This is a genomic window from Rhodococcus sp. FW305-130, from assembly GCF_058788335.1.
The window spans coordinates 1-6,638 of sequence record NZ_JBYTAP010000020.1; the positions used below are offsets into that span (position 1 = coordinate 1).

Sequence of the window (6,638 nt, forward strand, 5' to 3'; positions counted from 1 at the left end):
TTCCGGGCTCCGACGTCGGTGGTGGAAGAGGTTGTGGCGCAGACATTTGCGGATGTTCTGGGCGTTGAGCGTGTTGGATTGGATGATGATTTCTTCGCACTCGGTGGTAATTCGCTGATTGCGACGCAGGTGACGTCTCGGTTGGGTCAGGCGTTGGATGCTTCGGTGTCGGTGCGGGAGTTGTTCGAGGCGTCGACCGTTGAAGGGCTTGCTGCCCGACTCGGTTCTCATGTTGGTGGCGGTTCGCGTGCGGCGTTGACTGCGCAGGTGCGTCCGGCGCAGGTGCCGTTGTCGTTTGCGCAGCAGCGCATGTGGTTCCTCAACCAATTGGACCGCGAATCGGCAGCCAACAACATTCCGATGGCGATCACTCTCACTGGCGAGTTGGATCAGGCGGCGTTGTACGACGCTGTCGTGGACGTGTTGAAGCGTCACGAGGTTCTGCGCACGGTCTACCCCGAGGTCGACGGTGCCGGCTACCAGCGGATCTTGCCGGTGGCGGCAGTTCCGGTGAATCTGGCTCCCGTGCAAATCGAAGCATCCGACATCGTGGCGGCGGTGACGGACTTCGTCACGTCAGGCTTCGACGTCACCGCTGAGGTTCCATTGCGGGCCAAGCTCTTCCAGCTCGCGGAGGACTCGTTTGTACTGGCGATAGTGATTCACCACATCTCCACCGACGGTTTCTCGATGGGTCCGTTGATCCGCGACGTGATGACCGCGTACTACGCCCGCTCACAGGGTCAAGCCCCGACCTGGGCGCCGTTGTCGGTGCAGTATGCCGACTACGCGTTGTGGCAGCGCGAGGTTCTCGGTTCCGAGGGTGACACGGAATCCGTACTCGCAGAGCAGATCGGCTACTGGGCCAAAACTCTCGACGGAGTTCCGGACCAGATCACCTTGCCCAGTGACCGCGCGCGTCCAGCCGTGTTCACCGGACGGGGAGCCACCTACAGCTTCCCGATTTCCGCGGATGTTCACCGCGGACTGGCTGCTGTGGGTCGCGAGCACCAGGCATCGCTGTTCATGGTGATGCACTCGGCGTTGGCAACACTTCTTGCCCGGTTGTCCGGCACCACCGACATCGCAGTCGGTACCCCGGTGGCCGGTCGCGGCGAAGCGCAGCTCGACGATCTGATCGGCATGTTCGTCAACACGCTCGTGCTGCGCACCGAGGTCGATCCGGGGATGCGTTTCCTCGATCTGCTTACGTCGGCGCGTGAGAGTGATCTCGCGGCTTTCGCTCACGCAGACGTGCCGTTCGAGCGGCTGGTCGAGGTTCTCGATCCGGTGCGCTCGCAAGCGCACAACCCGTTGTTCCAGGTTGCCTTGGCATTCCAGAACCTGGGGCAGAATAACCTGACGCTGCCGGGACTCGATATCACTGAATTCGATATCGCGGAAACTGTAGCGAAGTTCGACCTTCAGTTGACTCTGGTGGAAGCTGCCGATGGTCACGGCATGACGGCGACCTTCACCTATGCGACGGATCTCTTCGACGAGGGGACAGTTGTCTCCTTCGCCGAGCGGTTGACTCGAATTCTCGAGGCCGTCGCCGTGGATGCGACGCAGGCTGTCGGCGACATCAACATCCTCGAAGCGCCTGAGCGTATCGAACTGACCAGTCGCCGAGCGTCCTCGGGCATCGAGCCGAAGCCGTTGGCCGACATCCTGGCCGAGACCGCGTTGCTGTATCCCTCCAACGAAGCTCTCCGCTACCAGGATCGGTCGATGACGTACGCCGAGGTCGACGAGTGGTCGTCGCGCCTCGCCCGCGTCCTGATCGCTCGCGGTCTGGGCGCCGAAGACCTGGTCGCAGTGTCGATTCCGCGTTCCATCGAATCGGTCCTGCTGGTGTGGGCGGTATCCAAGACAGGTGCCGCGGTTGTTCCCATCGATCCGCACTACCCGGCCGACCGCATCGCGCATATGGTCTCCGACTCGGGCGTCTCGGTCGGTCTGACTCTCGAAGCTGAACTCGCAGGGCTTACCGACACCGTGGAGTGGCTCGCGATCGACAGTGCTGCTTGCGCGGAACTGATGGCAGCGCAGGATAGTTCACCGATTCGTGAAGATGAGCGTGTGCGCCCCGTCCTTCCGGCGCATCCGGCCTGGGTGATCTACACGTCGGGCACAACAGGCTTGCCCAAGGGTGTTGTTGCTACGGGAGCAGGCCTCGCGAGCTTCAGTGCAACGCAGGCACAGCACTACCTGGTGACGCCGAACTCCCGCACGCTGCACTTCGCGTCGCCGAGTTTCGACGCGTCGATGCTCGAACTGTTCCTGGCTGTCGCGACAGGCGCTGCCATGGTGATCGTCCCGACGTCGATCTTCGGCGGCGACGAGTTGACTGCGCTGTTCAAGTCCGAACGCGTCACACACGCCTTCATCACGCCGGCGGCGTTGGCTTCCATGGATCCGTCTGGCCTGAACGATCTCGAGGTGGTTGGTGTCGGCGGCGAGGCGTACTCGCCGGAGTTGATGGCCAAGTGGGCGGATCAGCCGAACCGTCGACGTACGTTCCTCAATGTCTACGGCCCCACCGAGACCACTATCGTCACCAACGTCAGTGTGCCGCTGATGCCGGGCGACCGGATGACCATCGGCGAAACCATCGGCGACATGGCCGCGTTTGTTCTCGACACACGTCTGCAGCCCGTTCCGGTTGGCGTTGCCGGTGAGCTGTACCTGTCGGGTCCCCAGGTCACCCGCGGATACCATCGCCGCCCGGGATTGAGCGCGGATCGCTTTGTTGCCAACCCGCACGGCCTGTCCGGTGAGCGCATGTACCGCACCGGTGATGTTGTGCGTTGGACTGACCGTTACCAGGTTGAGTACGTGGGCCGCAACGACTTCCAGGTGAAGATCCGTGGGTTCCGTATCGAGCTCGGTGAGATCGACGCGGCACTGACGGCACATTCGGACGTCGAGTTCGCCGCGACGATGGGCACCACGCTGACGTCCGGTGCTCCGGCGCTGGTGTCGTACGTGTTTGTCGGCAAGGAATCTGCTGTCAGCTCGGCGGATCTGAGTGAGTTCGTTTCACGCACTCTGCCGGCGCACATGGTGCCTGCGTCGATCATGGTTCTGACCGACATGCCGCTGACCCCGGCCGGCAAGCTGGACCGAAAGGCTCTGCCGGAGCCGGTATTCGAGGTCAAGGAGTTCCGCGCTCCCACGACCGAGATGGAACGCGTCCTCAGCGAGGTCTTTGCCGACGTTCTCGGCCTCGATCAGATCGGTACCGACGATTCGTTCTTCGCTCAGGGCGGAGACTCGATCATGTCGATCCAGTTGGTGTCCCGGGCCAAGGCCCGCGGTGTTCTGTTCACGCCCAAGGACGTGTTCGAGAACAAGACGGTGGCTGAGTTGGCAGAGGTTGCCGTCGTCGGCTCCGACGCCGATGCGATCACTGTTCTCGCCGAGATCGAAGGCGGCGGCATCGGTTGGATGCCGCTCACGCCGATCAAGCGATTCATGTTCGAACGGCCCGGCAGCTTCCAGCGTTTCAACCAGTTGTTGACGCTGGAGTTGCCGCTCGGCATCGACCGGACCGGTGTTGTCGACACACTGGCTGCCGTCATCAATCACCACGACATGTTCCGTTCGCGTCTGGTCGATGATCAGCGTGGTCCGGGCATGGCTGTGTCCGCGCCCGGAACCGTCGACGTTGATTCTTTGGTGCGACGGGTGCTGGTGGACCCCGCGATTTCGGGCGCAGACCTGACGGCCATCGCGTCGGGTGCTCTCGACGACGCTCTCGGCCGGTTGGATCCGGCCGCCGGTGTCATGGCTCAGTTCGTGTGGATCGACTTCGGTGACACACGCACCGGCCGATTGATCATGGCTGCGCATCACCTGATCGTCGACGGCGTCTCCTGGCGGATCATCGTGCCGGACTTGATTTCCGCGTGGGCTCAGCGCAGTGGCGGAAGTGCACCCGTGCTCGAACCGACGGGCACGTCCATGCGTACCTGGGCGCACTCGCTCGCTGCGGAATCACGATCAGACAAGCGACTGGCAGAACTGCCACGTTGGCGCAAGACGCTGTCGACTCCAGACCCGATTCTCGGTTCGCGGGCGTTCGATCCGTCCGTCGACGTTGCGGCAACAGTCGAGCGTGTGCGCGTGGAGGTGCCCACAGGCGTCACCGAGACCCTGCTGACAACTCTGCCCGAGGTGTTCCGCGGCGGAGCCAACGACGGTTTGCTGGCCGGACTTGCTCTGGCACTGGTGCGCTGGCGCCGTGAGCGGGGCATCGACACCGAAGCGGCACTGCTCCAGCTCGAGGGCCACGGCCGCGAAGAGGGCGTCGTCCCGGGTGCCGATCTCTCACGCACCGTCGGCTGGTTCACGGCGGCCTTCCCCGTCGCACTCGACCTTGCCGGTATCGACATCGACGACGCCTTCGACGCCGGAGTTGCTGCGGGAGCGGCGATCAAGGCAGTCAAGGAGCAGTTGCTCGCCGCTCCCGACAAGGGTGTCGGCTACGGACTGCTGCGGTACGTCAACGACGACACCTGCACTGAGCTGTCGAAGCTGAGCAGCGGGCAGGTCAGCTTCAACTACCTGGGTCGCATTGTGGCGGAGGATATTCCGGCTGCAGCGCAAGGCCTCGGATGGATTCCGGCACGCGACTTCTCCGATGTCGCTGCGCCGGAAGACCCGGACATGCCGGCCAACAAGGTTGTCGACATCAATGCCATCGTCAACGACGGCCCTGACGGCGCGGTGCTCGAAGCATCGTTTGCCTTCCCGAACGGATTGCTGAGCGCCACCGAGGTGCAAGCCCTGGCCGACCTGTGGGTCGGAGCACTCACAGCGCTGGCGCAGCACGCACAGGCCGTCGGCGCAGGCGGACTCACGCCGTCGGACGTGCCGCTGGTAACGCTGACCCAGCAGGATCTCGACGGGTTCGAGCAGCGTTTCCCCGCGGTGCAGGACGTCTGGCCGCTGGCTCCGCTGCAGTCGGGTCTGCTGTTCCACGCTGTCATGGCCGAGTCCACCGTCGACCTGTACTCCGTGCAGATGGTTCTCTCGCTGTCCGGCCGCGTCGACGCGGATCGCCTCCACGCCGCAGCACAGGCCATCATCGATCGTCACCCGAACCTGCGCACCGCATTTGTGGTCGACGGAACGGGTACGCCGGTCCAGGTAGTTCTCGGTGACATCGACGTGCCGTGGCGCGAACTGGATCTCACCACAATCGCTGACAGCGAAGAACGACGCCGCGAGTTGGATCGGATTCTGGTCGAGGACCAGGCCACGCACTTCGACATGTCGAACCCGCCGTTGATCAAGTTCACGCTGATCAAGATCGCGGCGAGCGAATACCGCCTTGTTGTGGCAAACCACCACATCATCCTCGACGGCTGGTCCATGCCGCTGCTGCTCCAGACGCTCCTCGGCCACTACGCCATGCGTGGGAACATTCCCGCTCAGACGCGGTCACTGAGCTACCGGAACTACCTCGCGTGGCTGGTCCAGCAGGATCGCAGTGTGTCCATGGATGCCTGGGCGAAAGCGTTGGGCGGCGTCGAAGAGCCGACGTTGTTGGCTCCCACCGTCGTTGGTCAGGAATTCAGTGCGCTGTCGCAGAAGTTGCAGATCTCGCTCAGCGAATCGGTGACCGCGACACTGACCGGTTTGGCATCGAGGACCGGCGTTACCGCCAACACGATCGTCCAGGCTGCCTGGGCAATTCTGCTGGGACGCATGACCGGTCGCCAGGACATTGTCTTCGGTGCCACGGTCTCCGGCCGTCCGCCACAACTCGACAGCGTCGAGAAGATGGTGGGTCTGTTCATCAACACGCTGCCCGTTCGTGTCCAACTGGATCTGGCCGAGTCCGTCGAGGCATTGCTCTCACGGGTTCAGATCGAACAGGCGGGATTGCTCGATCACCATTACCTCGGCCTGACCGACGTGCAGAGCGCCGCGGGCGTCGGCGGACTCTTCGACACTCTGGTGATCTTCGAGTCCTACCCGGTCGACCGTGACGGTCTTGCAGCGCAAGCAGAGTTCTTGGATGGCATGGTGATCGATGATGTCGCCTCCGACGATTCCACGAACTACCCGCTCACACTGCTGATCGGTCTCGACGACCAACTGCACTTGACGCTTCGTTACCTACCCGACTTCTTCGACGAGTCGTACGCGCAGACCCTGCTGGGTCGCCTCGAGACTCTGCTGACCGAAATCGGTGAAACGCCGTCTACTGCGGTCGGTGACGTCGAGGTCATGACGGCGCCTGAGCGTGCTTTGGTGCTCGAGTCGTGGAACGACACGTCTCGTCCGGTTGTGGGTGGGTTGTTGTTGGATGGTTTTGATTCTGTGGTGGGGGTTTGTTCGGGGTCGCGGGCGGTGGTGTTCGGGGATGAGGTGCTCTCGTACGGGGAGTTCGATGAGAGGGTCAATAGGTTTGCGCGTTATTTGATCGGTTTGGGTGTTGGGCCGGAGTCGTTGGTGGGGTTGGCTGTTCGGCGGTCGGTGGATTTGTTGGTTGGGTTGTATGCGATTGTGCGTGCGGGTGGGGCGTGGGTGCCGTTGGATCCTGATGCTCCGTCCTCGCGTAATGAGTATGTGTTGGATTCGGCTGATCCGGTGTGTGTGGTGTCGACGGAGCGTGATGGTTTCGT

General features: G+C 62.8%; 1 protein-coding gene. It reads left to right on the forward strand.

Features of this window, described 5'->3' with window-relative positions; genetic code table 11:
• Positions 1 to 6,638: amino acid adenylation domain-containing protein (locus tag AC3WQS_RS31235; RefSeq protein ID WP_492741643.1), on the forward strand; the 6,638-nt coding region annotated here is incomplete at both ends.